This window comes from Methylomonas methanica (genome assembly GCF_001644035.1).
GTDB classification, from domain to species: Bacteria; Pseudomonadota; Gammaproteobacteria; order Methylococcales; family Methylomonadaceae; genus Methylomonas; species Methylomonas methanica_A.
Window position 1 is genome coordinate 23,018 of the sequence record NZ_LUUG01000045.1, and the last position, 16,729, is coordinate 39,746.

Consider the following 16,729-nt stretch of genomic DNA (forward strand, 5'->3'; position numbering starts at 1 on the left):
CTCTCCCATAACGACGCCACGCCATTTCGCGATACTTTGCAGTTTCCTAGTCGAAAAACCTACCGGCTCTGCAGCTTTCAGAGACCGTTCAATCTTAATTCGCTAACGCAGCGTTTGCAGTAGTTCACAACTTTAGAGATCGTTAAAAGCCCAATTGCAACATTTTTTCTAAAAGAGTGTTGCGAAGAAATGCATGATTCAATTTCAACAAGGTTCTGTTTCATAAATTGGTACGCTTTAGAAGTTAGCTAATAGAAGTATTATTTTATATGCTACGACATTCTATTATTGAATTTCATCGCTTATCTCTTAATCAACTTATAACAGCATTGAGTTTCGCAACTTCAAATATTGGTTGTAGTCTCGAGTTTTCGTTTTCTTATAAATTTATGCAGCAAAGTTGTATATAAAATTAATTCTAAATTTCAATAGGAATATTTAAAATAAAAAAATATTATATTAACTGTAAATTTTAGTATCTTTGAAAAGAGCACTGTCTAGTTTTTTAATTTCAATTAACGCCATTAATTAATAGTGCATAACCTATGCCTAAAAATCCAATTGTTGTTATCAGGAATGAAGATATAGTATATAAACGCCAATGTTTCTTTTTCCAAAAATCAGGATCAAAAGCTGCTATAGTAAAAACCGTCGGATTAGCAAAACCTCCAATTGCTACGCACCAGCAAGCAAACACCGGCAAATCAATCCCGATACCGTAAAATCCCAAATTAAATAATGCCATCAAAGCATAATCTATATGTGCTCGGATCATTGTCTTGTAATCAACTAAAAACTTCCCATCTATACCTTCAATTGGAAACCAACGAGCAAATGTCATTATCCAAGCGGATACGATCAAAGCGGCTATGCAAAAAGCCGCTCCCAACAGCAAAATATTCATGAATTACCTCTTAATCAAATCAATAAAATCGCAGACGCGTGGAAAACGTATCTGCCAGAAATTACATTCTATACCAATCGGTACAGTTTATGTAGAGAACAACCGCTGTTTTGATCAAAAATCGAGCGTATATTGAAGTTTTTGACCCACTTTGACAGTAACTGCCGCTCAAAATGGGCGTTTTTCATAGGTTCCTTAGGTAATTCAAATGACGCGGCTGTTTTTTTCATTAGAAATAGAAATAATCACCTGGAATCGGGTAATAAAAACAATTATTTTTACTACCCGATTTTAGTACCATTTTCTGCAATCAACTTCATTGAAATCAGTTTTTATTGCAGGTCAAACTTCAACTGATGCCTTTTGATTGCCTTTAGAGAAATCATAAACGCTAAAATCTGTATACCCATTGGCATCGAATGCATAGAATGTATTCCGATCATAATGCGTCAATGGTAAGTCGTGGAAAATTCGGTTGGGAAGATCAGGATTGGAAGTAAAATGTCTGCCGAAAGCAATCAAGTCAGCAATCTCGTTGTCGATTGCATTTTCTGCGGTTGCAGGTGTAAAACCACCGGCAGAAATGATAATACCTTCATAGATACCACGTAATTCTTTTGTCGCAATGGCATCTTGGTTTTCGGCTATTGTATCCGCTCCGCTAATGCGAGGTTCAATAATATGAAGATACGCCAAGGCATAATTATTCATCCGACTAGCTAGATAACGAAACAAGGCGCGCGGATCGCTGTCTCCCATACCATTAAAGGTACTACTTGGTGAAATACGCACACCAACACGATTTTGCCCCCAAACACTGATGGTTGATTCAAGTATTTCTGTAAGTAAACGTACGCGATTTTCAATAGATCCGCCATACTCATCAATCCGGTTGTTGCTTTTATTTTGTAAGAACTGTTCGATGATATGACCTTGACCTGCTTGTATCTCTATACCATCAAAACCTGCATTTTTCGCATTTTCTGCAGCGTATCTGAATTGCTCAATAACATTTGGAATTTCATTGGTTTGTAATGCTCGATGTTCTGAAGGAAGCTCAAAGCCGTTCGGAGTCGAAACCACGATATTTTTATTCTGTAAAAATTCTTGATTAACAGAGGCGGTTATAGGGAGTTTTCCTTCGGTCAAAAGTGCATTTGTAGCACGACCTGCATGAGATAATTGCACAAATATCACGCCTTTTTTTTCATGAACCACGTCAGTGATTCGTTTCCACCCTAGTACTTGTTCATCCGTATATAAACCTGGAGCTGTGTGATACGCACGTGCCTCAGCAGATACGGCCGTGGCTTCTGCGATAATCAAGCCACCTTCGGTAGCACGCTGACTATAGTGTTCTAACATCATATTGCTCGGTATAGCGTTAGGCCAATTTGCACGTAATCGGCTAATTGGTGGCATAACAATACGGTGATTAAGAGTGATATCGCCAACTTTTAGTGGGCTAAATAGTTTTTTCGAAGATTGAATGCTCATAATAATTACTCTGATTTTTTATTTTGAGATAGTCTGTCTAACTTCAAATAAAAGCACTAATAACTAAAGTTAGTTATATTTTTATTCATTTGTTTTTTAAAGTTATTCACATAGAATCCGTCTCAGAATCACATTTTTCAATAATTGTAAATAGTATTAAATCGAATACTGAATATTTTCATTTATCGGCTTGCACCATATTTTATGGTTGCCCCCATAAACCGGTAGAAAGCCTTATTTTTTTGGCAATAATTTCGTGACCGTAATTCATCGATGTGGATGAAGTTTTACCGATTGCTTGATTGATATTTCCCTCTTCCAGCAGATCGAGGCCCGCTTGGTAAGCACTCCAAATAGCACGGGCATAAAGCCGTGAGCCTAGGCTCAATCGTTTCACTCCTATTTTTTGTAACTCCGCCCATGGCACGATACCTTGCATTGTTCCGATCAGCAGATTGACGGGTTTGGGGGCCACTGCTTTCACGATCGCGCGCACGGCGTCAATATCGGAAGGATACGGTGCAAAAAGCACATCCGCTCCGACTTCGGCAAAGGCAGTCAGTCGTCGAATTGTGTCATCCAAATCTGGCCGCCCCTGAATATAATTGTCAGTACGACCAGTAAGCACAATGCGACCTTTGGCGACTTTGGCAGCAGCTTTGATGCGAGCTACTGCTTTATCGAAATCGTGAATCGGATTTTCCGGATTAGCAGTAGTGTCCTCGATGCCTACCCCAGCGAGACCCGCAGCGATTGCAGCTTTCACGGTAGCTGCAACATCTTCAGGTTCTGGCCCAAATCCATCTTCCAAATCGCCATTTACCGGTAAACCGGTGACATCCACTATGAGGCGTGCGTGCGCAAGGTGTTCTTCCCGACTGACTGCATGCCTTCCATCTATTCGTCCGAGCGTAGTTGCCAAAGCAGCAGAGGATGTTGCAAGCGCTTCAAATCCCGCATCCATCATTATCAGAGCCGATCCTCCATCCCATACGTTTGGCATAATGAAGCCTTCTGGTCGTTCGTGAAGGGCTTTGAATTGTTCATAGTGTTCTTGTTGTATGACGTTCATATTCATCTTGTTCTCCTATTTTTTAAATAACAGATCTGCATAACGTTTACCGCTGATTGATCTAATAACAGTCGTGCTTGCTCTTACCCAAATAGGGTCTGAGAAGCCTTAACGGTCATAGATTTTCACGGGTTGTTTCCCTTTGTTTTTTTTCGAATTGATGAAACTATGAATCCCACCCACCGCCTAACGCGCGAAATACGCCTACGGCAGCGCGCGCTATATCCACTTGCTTTGCGCTGAGTTGATCACGAGCTACTAGTAGCAGGCGATCCGCGTCCAATACATCGGTCAACGTAATAGAACCCGCTTTATAGGATTGCTCGGAGAGGTCGCGGGCTTTCATCAACGCTTGTACTTCGCCCTGTTGTTCATCAATATGAATTCGTGTTTGAGCAAAGACGACTAGCGAATTTTCTACGTCTTCAGCGGCGCGCAAAATAGCTTGTCGGTACACTGTCAACGCCTCGGCATTAGCCCCTTTTGCCCGCATCACTTCGGCATCAATTTTGCCAAAGTCGAAAAGACGCCATCGTAGTGTTCCTCTGGCAATAGCCTGAAATGCACCACCTGTAAATAAATTAGCACTCGAAATACTATCGAAGCCTAGTAGGCCAGACAGCGAGATTTTGGGATAATATTCTGAAATAGCTTGACCGATTCTTTCATTTGAAGCGGCAAGATGTCGTTCAGCCGCAATAACGTCTGGACGACGACGCAAAACATCAACAGGACGTTGATCGCCAGGAATAGTCGGAAGAAACACTATTTCAGTAACAGGATGCAACTCTCTCATATATGTGCCAGGCTGAACACCCATCAAAACATCTAATCTGTTCATCTGTTGCTCAAGGCCAATTCGAAGCAACGGAACAGATGCGCGAGCCTGTTTTAAAAGAGCCTCGGCCTGCGCAACTTCTCGCCCGGTAGCGCTCCCCGCAGTATGGCGATCATGTACCAAGCTTAAAAGATGCTCATCATCTTTAATTTGCTGCTCTGCGATATTGAGACGTACTTGATATCCTCTTATTTGGAAATAAGCATCCGCCGCATCTGCCACGACAAGGATTCGTGCTCCAGCTTGATCTGCCTCTGAAGCTTGGAATTCCGCTTTTGATGCCGCTTCACCGCGCTGCAAGCCACCAAAAAAATCTATTTCCCAGCTTGCTGCAGGTCCAATCGTAAAATTGGTAAAATCGCGGCTAAAGTTAGGTGAATTTCTAGCAATTGAGCCAAACAGCCCCTCTTTGCTCAGAGTCTGGCGGGTAACGGAGCCATTAAACTCAATGGTTGGCAGAAGCTTTGCGCTACTTCCATCTGAGATAGCTCGCGCCTGAATTACCCTTGCTTTCGTTACATCAAGAAAAAGATTCTGATCCAACACTCGTTGCACTACTTTAAGCAACTCTGAATCATTAAATCCCATCCACCATCGATCTAAACTAGGTGAGACAGCCATTTCCTTGTCGACAACTTCGACTTTATTGTGAAATGGCACTAATTCGATATTAGGAGCCACATAATCCGGACCTACTGCGCAACCAGAGAAAGTTGTGCTGAAAAATAAACCAGCAAGTAAAGCTACAAATATTTTGAGCATACTAGTCATGACTAATTTCCTTTTTGCTAAATTTTTGTACAAAGGCGTAAAGCGCTGGTGTGAATAAGAGTCCAAACGCTGTTACTCCGAGCATTCCAAAGAACACTGTGGTTCCAAGGGATTGGCGCATTTCAGCACCCGCACCTTTGGCTACTACAAGAGGAAATACGCCAAGGATGAAGGCAAATGAGGTCATCAAGATCGGACGCAGACGTTCTTTTGCCGAAAGCGTTGCCGCATCTTCCGGCGTCCGCCCTTCATGATCTTCATGGTGCTTGGCGAATTCCACTATCAAGATCGCGTTTTTCGCAGCCAACCCGACCAGTACGATGAAGCCTATTTGCGCAAGAATGTCGATCGGCATACTCCGCATGTCCAGCCCGATAATAGCTGCTAGCAAGCACATAGGTACGATCAGCACGACTGCCAACGGTGTACGCCAGCTTTCATACTGCGCAGCCAGAACAAGGAACACGAACAAGGCAGAAGCCGCAAAGATCGCCAGTGTAGGCACGCCATGCTGCGCTTGTTGATGTGAAAGCTCTGTCCATTCAAACGACATACCTTGCGGAAGCGTTTGTTTAGCCAGTTCTTCCATCCGCTCCATAGCCGTACCAGAAGCGATTCCTGGCGCAGCAGCGCCCATGATTTCCGCGGCTGGGAACATGTTGTAACGCGGGATGCGATAAGGCATGGATTGCTCTTTGAAATCGGTCACAGCGCTCAGCGGCACCATTTCACCGGCAGCATTTCTCACTTTGTATTTGCCAATATCTCCTGGAGTTTTACGGAATTCAGCATCCCCTTGGGCGAATACGGGATAAGTGCGACCCAAATAATTGAAATCATTCACATATTGCGAACCAAGATATAACTGAATAGTCGAGAACACATCCGTTGGCGTGAGCCCGACTTTTTCAGCCTTTAAGCGATCGATGTCGGCATAAAGCGACGGCGCACCAGCATTAAATAGCGTGAACACTCCAGCAAAGGTTTTATCTTTATTCGCGGCAGCAACGAGATCGTTGGTCGCTTTTGCGAGAGCTTGTGGCCCAAGACCTTCACGATCTTGGATCATCATTTTAAAACCACCAGCCGCCCCCAACCCCTGTACCGCAGGAGGATTGATTACGATCAGATAGGCTTTCTTATAATCCGCGAATTTTTCGCGCATTTTCACCAGCATTTCCGCAGCAGTGGTACCGGGTATATACTCACCGTAAAGTGAGGGAAGTGACGTGAAGATCGTCCCAACATTAGAGGCAATTGTATTTGTCGTCACATCGAATCCAGCTGTGGGCGATGTATGTTTTATGCCAGGAATGCTCAATGCCATATCATTGACTTCACGTACTACTTCGTCCGTGCGGGACAGGCTGGAACCGGGCGGTAACATAACGATGATCGCCTCATACCCAATGTCCTGATCCGGAATAAAGCCGGTTGGCATACGCGACATTTGGAAGCCTGTTACGCTGATTAACCCGACATAAACTATAAGAATACTCGCAGTAACACGCACAAAACGGCTGGTCATATTGCCATAACTGATCGAGAGCCATGCGAATCCACGATTAAAGTGGTCGAAGAGAGGGTTCTTAAAGCGTGCTACACCGCGTGGCTTCTCATATAACTCGCCAGTCTTATGCGGTATTAGCAGTATCGCGCAAAGCGCTGGGCTCAGCGTGAGAGATACAAAACTCGAGATTATTGTGGAAGCAGAAATTGTGATCGCAAACTGTTTAAAGAAAAGCCCCGGAATTCCGAAGACGAAGGCCAAAGGTACGAAAACTGCGCAGAGTGTAAGAGTAATAGCAATTAATGCGCCAGACACCTCGTTCATCGTGCGATGCGCGGCTTCTTTAGGTAGCATACCCGTTGCCATATTGCGTTCGACGTTTTCCACCACCACAATAGCGTCATCAACCACAATACCTACTGCTAGCACGAGGCCGAAAAGCGAGAGATTATTGATAGAGATTCCAAACATCGAGAGGATAGTGAAGGCACCGACCAGAGAAACGGGAATAGCTACCACGGGAATCAGAGTAGCCCGCCAGTTTTGAAGAAAGAGATACACCACGCCGACTACAAGAATAATGGCGATAAAGATGGTTTCGATTACTTCATGAATCGACTGGCTTACGAAGGTGGTAGGATCGTAAATGTTGATATAATCAACACCGGTCGGGAAGGATTTTTTAAGCTCGGCCATCTTATCCCAAATGGCGTGCTCTACCTCTACTACGTTAGCGTCAGGTGTCGGGATAACCCACCAAGGTGCGGAAATATGCTTATCAGCATAAGCGATTGAACCGTAATCTACAGAACCAATTTCAGCTCGGCCAATATCACGGATGCGAGTGATGCGACCTTGATTATCCGATTTGACGATAATGTCGGCAAACTGATCAGGAGAAGTTAACCGTCCGAGAGCTTCTACGTTGATCTGGAAAGCTGCATCGGTCGCCACTGGCGGGGCATTGAGATTACCAGTCGATACCTGTGCGTTTTGGGCGCGAAGGGCGCTCATAATCTCGCTGGCGCTGATGTTATAGGCTGCAGCTTTGTCTGGATCAATCCAGATACGCATCGCATACTGACGTTCTCCCAAAGCCCAAAAATCAGCTACACCGGGAATACGCGCGATCTCATCACGAACATGAAGCATGTAATTTGACAGATATTCGGCGCTACGCGACCCATCCGGTGAATAAACATGTACGCCTAGCAATAGCGATTGGATAGTCTTTTTCACCTGCACGCCTTGCAGCTGCACTTCTTGCGGCAAGCGTGTCAATACGTCCTGCACACGATTTCGCGTCAGCAACAGAGCGGTATTGGCGTCAGTGCCAACCTTAAAAATGACAGTAATCGCCAGCCTGCCATCACTAGTTGATTGGCTAGTGATATAGTCCATGCCCTCCACGCCATTGATCGCTTGCTCAAGCGGCGTCGCGACAGTGCGGGCAATGGTATCTGCAGATGCACCAGGAAATGTGGTCGTAATTTGAATTGTGGTGGGAACAATACTCGGATACTGTGCGATCGGTAATTTAACCATCGCTGCCAACCCGAAAACGATGATGAAGATATTGATGACTATCGCAAAACGCGGGCGATCTATGAAGAAATGTGTCAGTTTCATGTTGATTACTCTTTATTTTTTTGATTTACGGATTCGGTTTTCGCGTTCATTGGCTTCACTTTCGCGCCGGGAGCAGCCGAAGCCATACCTTCGATAATCACCAAGTCACTAGCGCCGATACCCGATTTGATGACGCGCATTCCATCATGTAAGTCACCTACTTCAACTCGCTTAGGCTTCACCGTTCCATCGTGATCGACGGTCAGTACGATATGGTTGGATTGATCAGGTGTAGCCGCCGCATCCGGCACCAACAAGGTTGATTCAGCTGAAGTCAGAGCTAAGCGGACACGAGCGAAGCCGCCTGGAGTGAGTAACAGATCTTTGTTGGGAATTGTGGCTCGAGCACGGATGGTGCCGCTGGAACGGTCGATGGCGTTATCTACGAAATCCAGTGTTCCTGTGCGATTCAGTTTTGCGTCACCGAGATCCACATAAACTTTGCTAGCCAACTCGCCTTTCTCGGTCATGCGCTGACGTTGGAAGGTTTGGTAATCGGCTTCGCTCATATCGAAATTTAGGTAAATCGGGTCGAGAGATACGATGGTGGTCAGTAAGGTAGTTGGCCCGGTACCTGCGCGATTACCTGCAATCAGGTTGCCGACCGATACTTGGTGCGTGCCTATTTTTCCGCTGAAGGGAGCTATGATGCTCGCGTGATCAAGATCGAACTTTGCATCGCGTACCAGCGCCTTTGCTACGTTTACTAAAGCAGAAGCGGCTTGTTGATCGGCCAAACGTTGCTCTACGTTTTGTGTAGTACCGGCATCCGTTTCTTTCAGAACTTTTGCCCGTGTTAATTCTTGATTTGCCAACTGCAGCTTTGCCTGTGCATTTTCCAGTTGAGCCGTCGCTTGACTGTATCTGATTTCGTAAGGAGTCTGGTCAATGGTAAAAAGCGGATCGCCCTTTTTTACGAGATCACCGTCTTTAAAATGTATCTTTTCTAATGTACCGCCGACCTGGGGACGCAGTTCAACATGCTCAACGGCAGCAAACTGACCAAGGAACTTTAAGTGAGTTTCAAAATTTCCTTTCAAAGGAGAACTAACGATCACGCTCGGTGGATCCATAACTTGCTCTAAAGTTGTTTCGGTTGCAAAAAGTTCGTGCGCACAATAGCCACCCATCATGACAACGCTAAAAATGACAAAACGATTAATTTTTTTTCCGCTTGAGGCCTTTTTAATTAACCGCGAATAGTTCGGTGAGTTAGGCTGAGAAACGTACGGTTCGAAGTTTGAACGTTGAGAAGCTTCGTTATTCATAAAATGCCCTTTTGAATATTGTTTGTTTAAAAGACTCTACGGAGGTAGTTATCGATGATGGCGTCATTGACTTGCTTTGCCTTCAGATCTGTAAATTTCGACACTGCAAGCCAGATAAATTCACCTGGCTCGCCTACAAATGCTGCTTTTAAAACATCGCCAGATAAGCTAACGAACATATCTAACAACCCTGAAATAAAAAATTTTTCTCTTATAATTCATAATCTTTCCTTCTCATTTCGCTTCATTTTTTGAAGCGACTGCAATTAGTGTAGATACTATTGTTTTTGCTGTCAATATTTTTTTTGTATTGACTATGTGTAATGTAGTTGCTATAGTTTTATTGCCTATTAACGATACGAAGTCATTTATTGAGAGGGGCTTATGAAAGGCAAAGACAAAAAAACATGTGAAAAGCATCGAGACATGTGCTCAATTTCAAGAGCAATTGACAAAATAGGTGACTCCTGGAGCCTATTAATTTTGCGTGACCTAGGCCAAGGCCTAACACGCTATGAAGAATTTAGAGAAAATCTGGAAATTTCTCCCGCTACACTGAGCAAACGGCTTTCGATGCTGGTCGAAGAAGGGCTGGTGGTAAAAAAAATCTACCAAGACAATCCGTTGCGTGCGCAATATGTTCTGACCTCGATGGGTCAGGATTTCATGCCCGTCTTGGCGATGATTATGGTTTGGGGCAATGAATACGCATCACCTAATGGCACTGATGAGCAATTGGTTGAAAAGACAACTCGCAAAGAGATTTCATCAAACGTTGTGAATGCAGAAAAACGATGTGCCGATCACGTTTGAAATACTTGTGCTCGCTAGTGGCCTGCCTCTCCTTGGAATTTCGTATGACAATTTCTAAATACATTAGATCTAATCTAACTACCGTGATTGCATCGGCTCAAAACCAAATTTTAATTAGCTATTGCCTCAATCAAATTTCTCACCTGCGAGTAATATGAAGCTATGAACGAGCTATATCCTTATAAGTACCCGTTTGATTGGATAGAAACATTGGAGTTCTTGAAAGCTCGGTCAATTAAAGGAGTGGAGTTGGTTACGGACGAATGTTATTTGCGCACTGTGCGAATCGGCAAGCATTTTGGATGGATCAAGGTATCTCATGTGCCAGAGACGCATTCGCTAAAGATGGAATATTCGCCGTCTTTATTGCCGGCGCAGCCAGCATTGCAGAATCGTTTACACAAGCTGTTTGATCTTGCGGCAGATCCCGATCTAATCAATGCGCATCTCATAAAACATAAGTTGCTCAAAACCAGCATAGCAAAACATCCCGGCCTGCGCGTTCTTGGTGCATTTGACGAATTTGAAATGGCGATTCGTACCATACTTAGTCAGCAGATCACTGTGAGAGCCGCCACTGCCATTTTCTATCGATTTACGAATGCTTTTGGCGAAAATATTATCACGCCATTTCCCGAACTCTCTCGACTAACCGTACAGGCAGAAACGGTCGCCAGGGCAACGGTGGACGCTATTGCTGAGCTCGGTATTGTGAGTGCACGCGCCAAATGTATTATTGTGATGGCTCAAGCCTTTGTTTCGGAAGGATTCCTTCTTGAGCCGAAATTAAAGCCAGAAACAGCAATTGAAAAGCTGGTTAAGCTACCGGGGATCGGGCCGTGGACGGCTCACAATATCGCTATGCGAGGCCTAAACTGGTCGGATGCCTTTCCGAAGGAAGATATCGCCGTGCGCAATGTTTTGGGCGGCGTGACTGCTCAAGAGGCAGAAGAGTTATCACAGTTATGGCGGCCATATCGCAGCTATGCGGTGATACATCTTTGGAAAATGTCATCTGAAAATCACACTAACAAATTGAAATGCTAAAAGGGGGACACATGTACTATCAGATACTTTCACAATGTATTCATAGCCTTACACAAATAGAGGCATGGCTTGATAAAGCTGAGCAATATGCAACGGATAAGAAATTCGATGTGAATATACTCATGCATAGCCGCCTCGCGCCTGACATGAAAGATTTCATCTATCAGGTCACTAGCGCGTGCGATTATGTTAAAGCAGGTTCGGCTCGGCTAACTGGCCAAACGCCGCCAAAGCATGAGGACACTGAACAAACGATTGAAGAAGCTCGTGATCGTATCAAGAAAACCATCACCTTTGCAGAAAGCGTAAAAGAAGTGCAATTTGAGAGAGCTGGCGAACACATGATTACGGTTTCGTGGCAACCTGGCAAGCTTATTAGAGGAGAAGATTATCTTCTTCAAATTATCATTCCGAATTTCTTTTTTCATTTGACAACCGCCTACAATATTCTTCGCCACAATGGCGTTGAAATCGGCAAAATGGACTATTTGGGCAGTATGAATTTTGTTGAGATTACTCGTTAAGAAGTCGAGTACTCCGAGATGGAACAATAAAATTTGCTTTAACTAAGCTTTTGCTATTTCTCCGAATTATTGAGTTAGATTAAGTAGAGCTTGTGTTAGGCAATCATAGCTCTCCTATATTAACGGGCTGCCATGCAGCAAGTCAGTAATCCCATAAAACAATGTGGTCTTTGTTACAGCACTAATCACCACGCACGATAACGAGAGTGCAACATGAGCAAACATATCCATCTAGTCAAAGTTGCTGTAGGGACAAATTCTTTTAACGATCTTAAAGAATGGCAAGTTCAACTTGCTTGTAAAAAAGCCGCCAAAGGAGAAAACGGCACGCTTATACACATTACCCGTCACACACCTAAGCGTGCAGGGGAGTTGCTTGATAATGGTTCTATTTATTGGGTGATCAAAGGCCATATCAGGGCGCGTAACCGCATTCTTGAATTACGGCCGATGATGTATGACGGCATAAAGCATTGTGGGATTGTTTATGACCCACAGCTGATCCGTGTAGCTCCAGATCCGCGCCGCCCATTTCAAGGATGGCGTTATCTCGAAGCAAAGGACGCTCCATCAGATATTGATAACAATGTTTACGATATATTTGAAACCATGTTGATTGAGTTTACAGGGTCAGACTTAAAATGAGCTATGTTTTTACAGCATTTCAGTCTCCAGTAGGCGAATTAAAGTTGGTAGCCAGTGATCAGGGTTTGATGGCAATTTTGTGGGCGAATGACAATCCAAATCGCGTGCCACTTGGCTCGATGAAGCGAGATGATGCGAATCCGGTATTGATACAAACTCGCTTGCAACTGGAGCAATATTTTGCCGGAAAGCGGCAGCGATTCGTGTTGCCGCTTAATTTTGTCGGTACGGATTTTCAAAAACTAGTATGGCAATCACTACTTACAATCCCATTTGGCGAAACCCGAAGTTACGGGCAAATCGCTCTACAAATTGGCAAACCAAAGGCAGCGCGAGCGGTCGGAACCGCTAACGGTCGCAATCCGATATCTATTGTTATACCGTGTCATCGAGTAATTGGCTCCAATGGTGAACTTACAGGCTTTGCCGGTGGGTTGAAAGCAAAGGCTTATCTGATCGAGATTGAAAATCCGGAAACATAGACCGTCTTCGGGCAGATAGTGAACCCAGATTGATTTGATTTGATTTAATTTGATTTACCGGATTTTCGTCCGATAAGCCATTGTCTGGGTAGTATAAAATTATTGCTCACTTTAACTAAACATTAAGAGCTATCTCAGCGTTATTCAGTACTAAGTCTTCGGCTGAAAGTTGCTGGAAAAAGGTTTCCTCCGTTGGGACCCAGATATACATATTAAATAGCTCTAAGGGATAGATTCTGGCAGAGTAAATATCCCCCGGCAAAGCCGGGGGCTTTATGGTGTGAACCGCTCAAAGCGGTAAATAGGGTCGCTAACGCGGCCCTTTAGAACTGGCCGCCAATAGGCGGCGACTCATTGCCAAAGGTTCATTTGCTCAACTCGCTGGTCTTCATGCTCTTGATGCCGGATATAGTCCCGAATCATCGTTTCATCACGACCCACTGTTAGCCTCGCGCCCAAAAATGCTGTCCGACAAAGTTACGCTTCTTTTCGCCATAAACCCGGGCCAAATGAATCGCACTCTTCCCTTTGATATAACCAATGACCTGCGACACTGCATATTTGGGCGGAATCGAAATCAACATATGCACATGATCCGACATCAAATGCCCTTCCAATATCCGGCTCTCCTTTTGGCTCGCTAGCCTTCGGAAAACTTCACCTAAATGCTTTCGCAACGCCTTATACAACGTCTTTCGTCGACACTTCGGGATAAACACCACATGATATTTGCACTCCCATTTGGAGTGGCTTAAGCTCTCGTTCTCGTCCATCAGGTTCTCCTCTGTCGTGTGCTTGGCGGCTCACGCTCTCGAGTGTCCTGGTGGACTCCTCTAAATGTCAAACTTCGGCTGTCTCCCCGGCAGAGCCGGGGGATTTCTCATGATTGGTTAATGAGTACGCCGACACTTTCGAAGTAGATCTAACAAAAATGCCAAGCCTGCTTTTCCGCTGGCTTGGCATTCATAATCATTATCTGGGAAACCGCATCTATCTGGTTGCATCTTACACAATGGCTGTTAACAATGAATGGCGTTCGCGATAAATCTTGCCTCGCTTCCGGCAGTAACCATTATTGAGCGACTTTCTTTTTGCGTGCGGCGCTTTCAAAAGCAGGCATCTTTGTAGGGTTTTTTTTCGACTGCTCCAGAAGGCGATGATTCATCACATCGAGAATGTATTTTGACAGCTTTGCGTCTTCGATGAGCCTCGACATCGTGATGGCACCAATCATCGCGGAAAGCGTAAATATTGCATCATCTTTTGCCGAAGCGTCGGAGTCTTCGCCAGCTACATCAATGGCGATGTCGATCAACTGCTTTAGTCCGCTGGCAACACCTTCGCGCGTAGACGTTTCGGCACGCGCCAGCTCACTTCCCATTTGGATCACTGGACAACCGCCCAGTTCGCCGTCGCGAAACTCAGATGTCAAATAATTCTGAAGGTAACGAACAAAATCCGATGGTCCCTTTTCAGCAGCTGATCGCGCAGCTTCGACGAAAACGTCCATACTGACCCCGGCGGCTTCAGCAACCAACGCTTCTTTTGAAGAGAAATGCCGATAGAACGCCCCATGCGTCAATCCCGCAGCGAGCATAATTTCGGCCACTCCAGTCGCATCAATGCCTTTCTTCTTAAAAGCCTGTGCAGCAACCTCAACGATGCGTTTATGCGTCTCAATCGTCTCAGCTTTCGACTTCTTCATTACATTTTCCTTTCAAACCACCTCGGTACAGGAGTTGGATCTAAAAACAACGATCTCTATGTTTTAGATGATAATATATATCTAAAATACTTCAAGCTTTGATCACTTAATGCTCGTTTTGTCGCCTTGGAGATAAGCAATGATCGCCAGCAGCTGAACAAGCAACGCAACTTCAAAAATGCTCTGATTACTAAATGCTTGCCGCAACAGCCCAGATAGGGCTGGCGCTAGTGCATATGCTCCCTGGGAGATTGCAACGATCAGAGCAACGGCCCGCGAAGCACGCGACTCGGAGAATTCAAAATTTGCAATCACTGACGGAATCGAAATTGCATTTCCGACGCCCAATCCGAATGACAACACATCTAAAATGTTGTGGCCATCGGCGAATGCCAAAAGCGTACAGCCTATTGCCTGCGTCAGTAGGCTATATGAAGCAACAGCAATAACACGCCAATTCGACTTGGCTGAAGACCGCCACCCCCACAGCCAAACGTCCAGCCACTGCAGCGACGGCGACGGCACCCAAGACAGACCAGCCAATGCCTGAGAGAAGCGCTGCTGCGAAAAGCTGCCGAGGCGCCGAAACTGCAGCCTAGCCCTGTGTTAAGCGACTTCATTCGGTCATGGGCGGGATCTGCGCATCGAACTTCTGACTCTGTACAACCCAGGCGATACACCCATCGTTGCTCAAGCATTCCGTGATGTGCGCTTCCAAGCCGCGTTGATACCAATAAGATCCTGGCCCCATCTTGACGAGCTCCTTGTTGGGACTGTAGTTCTCCATTTCATCCTTGATTACCACTCCGTAGTAGTCATACGTATAGCTATGCGCAGGACTCTTGAAGCCATATGAAAACTTCATAAAAGTTCCATGCGCACTATCTTTTTGGTCGCCATAACCGTCGACTACCAGAATCTCGCTGCCGTCCTCGCCCTTCAGCCCCGTAGATTGGAACTTCAGCTCGCTCGAAGGTATCGAGATTGATTTTCCGCCTTTCGTCGGCGGAAATACTTCTTCTGCCTTGGCTTTGGATACGGCCACAAATGCCAGCGCTATCAAAGCGATGACCATTACCATGTTGTTTTTCATGATCAAATTCTCCTTTCAGCCTTCCGGGTGAAGTTATGCGACCTTATTCAGCGCAGCAATGAACTTGGTTGCCAGTTCGTGATCTGACATCGGGTTCTGAGCGGTAATCAGTTCACGATCCACGACAACGTGAGAGGTGAAGTTCTCTTCAGTCGTGATGACCTCGCCACCAGCAGCTTCAAGTGCATCTGGCATGTTGAAAAAAAGCTTTGCTTTGAAAACATTGTTCTCTGCATATTCCTCTTCGCTACGCGAGAAAACGGTCATGCGATAGCCGGCGTATAGCCAGTCCTTTGCCAGATCACGGGCTTTTGCTTGGTCGCCTGCAAGCAACGCGGTACGGAATTCGCGTGAATTTTCCAGTGCAGCTAAGATGCCCATCGGGCCGTGACAAATTGCCGCCGTCGGCTTGTTGTGTGCATGAAAGTGTTTCAGAACTTCGCGTGCGTCGGGGTCTTGCATGACATCAACAACCGGCGCATGGCCGCCTGGAAAGAACATGCCAACAAAACGTTCCAGGCCGTCGTCGATGACCGAGCGCAGGCTACGCACTGCATTCATCGCCGGATTATTGTTGAAGAAATCGCGTGCATTGGTGCGTGCAGCTTCATCATTGGCGAAGTAGATCAACGCATCAGAATCTTGATCCAAGATCGGCTTTTCACCGGTCGGAGTGGCCAGAACGAAATCATAGCCGGCCTTTACGATTGCCCTCAAAGGGACCGCAGTCTCATTGAGGAATTGACCGATAGTGATGGTGCCGCCAGTTTTTGCTTCCAGCTGAGTTGCATTGGAACCGACGACGAGAATAGTGCCCTTGCTCATATAAACTCCTAATATATAAATTTGATGCCGTTAAATGGTGTTACTTAATCGAGGATTTGCTGATCGAGGCAACCGAGATTGCCGCTCCGATCTAACAGCTGTTGCC

Annotated in this window: 15 protein-coding genes and 1 pseudogene; 5 read left to right on the forward strand and 11 right to left on the reverse strand. The window is 45.4% G+C overall.

What is annotated here, in order from left to right; all coding sequences use genetic code 11:
* Positions 1–511: 511 nt before the first annotated feature.
* From A1332_RS03035 to A1332_RS03060, 6 genes are all read right to left on the reverse strand, one after another.
* On the reverse strand, positions 512–904 hold the full coding sequence (locus A1332_RS03035) for a hypothetical protein (RefSeq protein ID WP_064007095.1): 393 nt from the start codon (positions 902–904) through the stop codon (positions 512–514).
* A gap of 342 nt (positions 905–1,246) precedes the next feature.
* A complete protein-coding gene (locus tag A1332_RS03040) occupies positions 1,247–2,401 on the reverse strand; it encodes an alkene reductase (RefSeq protein ID WP_064007096.1) in 1,155 nt (384 codons plus the stop codon).
* 202 nt (positions 2,402–2,603) lie between these two features.
* The gene (locus tag A1332_RS03045) at positions 2,604–3,479 is read right to left on the reverse strand and encodes an isocitrate lyase/PEP mutase family protein (protein ID WP_064007097.1); all 876 of its coding nucleotides are present in this window, start codon (positions 3,477–3,479) and stop codon (positions 2,604–2,606) included.
* A 160-nt stretch (positions 3,480–3,639) separates the two neighbouring features.
* Entirely contained in the window at positions 3,640–5,082 is a 1,443-nt protein-coding gene (locus tag A1332_RS03050; RefSeq protein WP_064007098.1) for an efflux transporter outer membrane subunit, read from the reverse strand.
* Positions 5,075–8,221 carry an efflux RND transporter permease subunit gene (locus tag A1332_RS03055; protein WP_064007099.1) on the reverse strand — a complete coding sequence of 1,049 codons (3,147 nt, stop codon included), beginning with the start codon at positions 8,219–8,221 and terminating at the stop codon, positions 5,075–5,077. The genes A1332_RS03050 and A1332_RS03055 overlap by 8 nt, the downstream gene beginning before the upstream one ends.
* A gap of 5 nt (positions 8,222–8,226) precedes the next feature.
* A complete protein-coding gene (locus A1332_RS03060) occupies positions 8,227–9,489 on the reverse strand; it encodes an efflux RND transporter periplasmic adaptor subunit (RefSeq protein WP_231886512.1) in 1,263 nt (420 codons plus the stop codon).
* A 384-nt stretch (positions 9,490–9,873) separates the two neighbouring features.
* On the opposite strand from A1332_RS03060, the gene A1332_RS03065 reads away from it, so the two are divergent.
* The 5 genes from A1332_RS03065 (at position 9,874) to A1332_RS03085 (ending at position 13,000) form a co-directional block, all read left to right on the forward strand.
* Complete coding sequence (locus tag A1332_RS03065; protein ID WP_064007101.1) at positions 9,874–10,302, forward strand: winged helix-turn-helix transcriptional regulator; 429 nt, start codon at positions 9,874–9,876, stop codon at positions 10,300–10,302.
* Positions 10,303–10,464: 162 nt separating this feature from the next.
* Positions 10,465–11,349, forward strand: coding sequence for a DNA-3-methyladenine glycosylase family protein (locus A1332_RS03070; RefSeq protein ID WP_064007102.1), 885 nt, complete (start codon positions 10,465–10,467; stop codon positions 11,347–11,349).
* Between the two features lie 11 nt (positions 11,350–11,360).
* A complete protein-coding gene (locus A1332_RS03075) occupies positions 11,361–11,873 on the forward strand; it encodes a DUF1993 domain-containing protein (RefSeq protein ID WP_064007151.1) in 513 nt (170 codons plus the stop codon).
* 213 nt (positions 11,874–12,086) lie between these two features.
* Positions 12,087–12,518 (forward strand): DUF1489 family protein, encoded by a 432-nt coding sequence (locus A1332_RS03080; protein WP_064007103.1) that lies wholly within the window; start codon positions 12,087–12,089, stop codon positions 12,516–12,518.
* Positions 12,515–13,000: a methylated-DNA--[protein]-cysteine S-methyltransferase gene (locus A1332_RS03085; RefSeq protein ID WP_064007104.1), complete on the forward strand. Its 486-nt coding sequence runs from the start codon at positions 12,515–12,517 to the stop codon at positions 12,998–13,000. The genes A1332_RS03080 and A1332_RS03085 overlap by 4 nt, the downstream gene beginning before the upstream one ends.
* A 351-nt stretch (positions 13,001–13,351) precedes the next feature.
* Here A1332_RS03085 and tnpA read toward each other — a convergent pair.
* From tnpA to A1332_RS03110, 5 genes and pseudogenes are all read right to left on the reverse strand, one after another.
* Positions 13,352–13,773: pseudogene (gene tnpA, locus A1332_RS03090) on the reverse strand (IS200/IS605 family transposase).
* Between the two features lie 299 nt (positions 13,774–14,072).
* Entirely contained in the window at positions 14,073–14,705 is a 633-nt protein-coding gene (locus A1332_RS03095; RefSeq protein ID WP_064007105.1) for a TetR/AcrR family transcriptional regulator, read from the reverse strand.
* 102 nt (positions 14,706–14,807) lie between these two features.
* The gene (locus A1332_RS03100) at positions 14,808–15,101 is read right to left on the reverse strand and encodes a hypothetical protein (RefSeq protein ID WP_157203924.1); all 294 of its coding nucleotides are present in this window, start codon (positions 15,099–15,101) and stop codon (positions 14,808–14,810) included.
* 220 nt (positions 15,102–15,321) lie between these two features.
* Complete coding sequence (locus A1332_RS03105) at positions 15,322–15,798, reverse strand: DUF4437 domain-containing protein (RefSeq protein ID WP_064007107.1); 477 nt, start codon at positions 15,796–15,798, stop codon at positions 15,322–15,324.
* 33 nt (positions 15,799–15,831) lie between these two features.
* Positions 15,832–16,623, reverse strand: coding sequence for a type 1 glutamine amidotransferase domain-containing protein (locus A1332_RS03110; protein ID WP_064007108.1), 792 nt, complete (start codon positions 16,621–16,623; stop codon positions 15,832–15,834).
* Positions 16,624–16,729: the final 106 nt, after the last annotated feature.

What these genes read in the sequence shown, in the direction of transcription:
- A1332_RS03065 (WP_064007101.1), top strand. Translation starts at nt 9,874, where the DNA reads ATGAAAGGCAAAGACAAAAAAACATGTGAAAAGCATCGAGACATGTGC.
- A1332_RS03085 (WP_064007104.1), top strand. Translation starts at nt 12,515, where the DNA reads ATGAGCTATGTTTTTACAGCATTTCAGTCTCCAGTAGGCGAATTAAAG.
- A1332_RS03070 (WP_064007102.1), top strand. Translation starts at nt 10,465, where the DNA reads ATGAACGAGCTATATCCTTATAAGTACCCGTTTGATTGGATAGAAACA.
- A1332_RS03105 (WP_064007107.1), bottom strand. Translation starts at nt 15,798, where the DNA reads ATGAAAAACAACATGGTAATGGTCATCGCTTTGATAGCGCTGGCATTT.
- A1332_RS03035 (WP_064007095.1), bottom strand. Translation starts at nt 904, where the DNA reads ATGAATATTTTGCTGTTGGGAGCGGCTTTTTGCATAGCCGCTTTGATC.
- A1332_RS03055 (WP_064007099.1), bottom strand. Translation starts at nt 8,221, where the DNA reads ATGAAACTGACACATTTCTTCATAGATCGCCCGCGTTTTGCGATAGTC.
- A1332_RS03050 (WP_064007098.1), bottom strand. Translation starts at nt 5,082, where the DNA reads ATGACTAGTATGCTCAAAATATTTGTAGCTTTACTTGCTGGTTTATTT.
- A1332_RS03045 (WP_064007097.1), bottom strand. Translation starts at nt 3,479, where the DNA reads ATGAATATGAACGTCATACAACAAGAACACTATGAACAATTCAAAGCC.
- A1332_RS03080 (WP_064007103.1), top strand. Translation starts at nt 12,087, where the DNA reads ATGAGCAAACATATCCATCTAGTCAAAGTTGCTGTAGGGACAAATTCT.
- A1332_RS03040 (WP_064007096.1), bottom strand. Translation starts at nt 2,401, where the DNA reads ATGAGCATTCAATCTTCGAAAAAACTATTTAGCCCACTAAAAGTTGGC.
- A1332_RS03075 (WP_064007151.1), top strand. Translation starts at nt 11,361, where the DNA reads ATGTACTATCAGATACTTTCACAATGTATTCATAGCCTTACACAAATA.
- A1332_RS03095 (WP_064007105.1), bottom strand. Translation starts at nt 14,705, where the DNA reads ATGAAGAAGTCGAAAGCTGAGACGATTGAGACGCATAAACGCATCGTT.
- A1332_RS03060 (WP_231886512.1), bottom strand. Translation starts at nt 9,489, where the DNA reads ATGAATAACGAAGCTTCTCAACGTTCAAACTTCGAACCGTACGTTTCT.
- A1332_RS03110 (WP_064007108.1), bottom strand. Translation starts at nt 16,623, where the DNA reads ATGAGCAAGGGCACTATTCTCGTCGTCGGTTCCAATGCAACTCAGCTG.